The organism is Undibacterium sp. RTI2.2 (assembly GCF_035018705.1).
Taxonomy (GTDB): domain Bacteria; phylum Pseudomonadota; class Gammaproteobacteria; order Burkholderiales; family Burkholderiaceae_D; genus Undibacterium.
Window position 1 is genome coordinate 1 of sequence record NZ_JASJXN010000127.1, and the last position, 669, is coordinate 669.

A 669-nucleotide genomic window follows, 5' to 3' on the forward strand; every position below is an offset into this window, starting at 1 on the left:
TACGAAGAGCAACGGGAGGTAAGTTTTAGGGGGAGTATATCCAAATTATAAAAAACCTCAAACGGCGTTCGATAGCCGAGGCATTTCCTAGGGCGATGATTGAGTTGATTGACTGCCCGTTGCAACTGGGCTTGAGTGATTTCCTTGAAGTTGGTGTTCTTTGGAAAGTAGTATCGTAATAAGCCGTTCGTGTTCTCGTTGAGCCCCCGCTCCCAGGAATGATACGGATGAGCGAAGTACACTTGGGCTTGCAGATGTGCTGCGATGGACTCATGCCCTGCAAACTCCCTGCCATTATCGAACGTGATGGTATGGCAGTGCTGCTGATGTGGCGTGAGCAGTTGCTCGATGCTGGCAGCAACTCCTTGCGCGTGTTTGCTATGATGTTGCCGGGCTAAGGTAAAACGAGAGACACGATCGACCCGCGTAATGACGATACCTTGCTGTTTCTTGCCAATGATCGTATCGCCCTCCCAGTCGCCTAAGCAGATTTTTTGATCCACGATCGCGGGTCGTTGGTCAATGCTGATACGGTTCTTGAGCATGCCCCGGCGCTGTTGACCACTACCGTAGCGTTTGCGGTAGGGCTTCTGACCCCGCAGATGCTTGAAGAGAGTGCCGCCCGCTCTGCGGTCAGCGTAGATGCGCAGATAGACGGTTTCATGACTG

Annotated in this window: 1 protein-coding gene; it reads right to left on the minus strand. The window is 52.3% G+C overall.

From position 1 onward, the window contains the following. A partial coding sequence (locus tag QN395_RS21390) for an IS30 family transposase (RefSeq protein WP_323493148.1) occupies positions 1-650 on the minus strand: 650 nt, incomplete at its 3' end. Positions 651-669 lie beyond the last annotated feature (19 nt).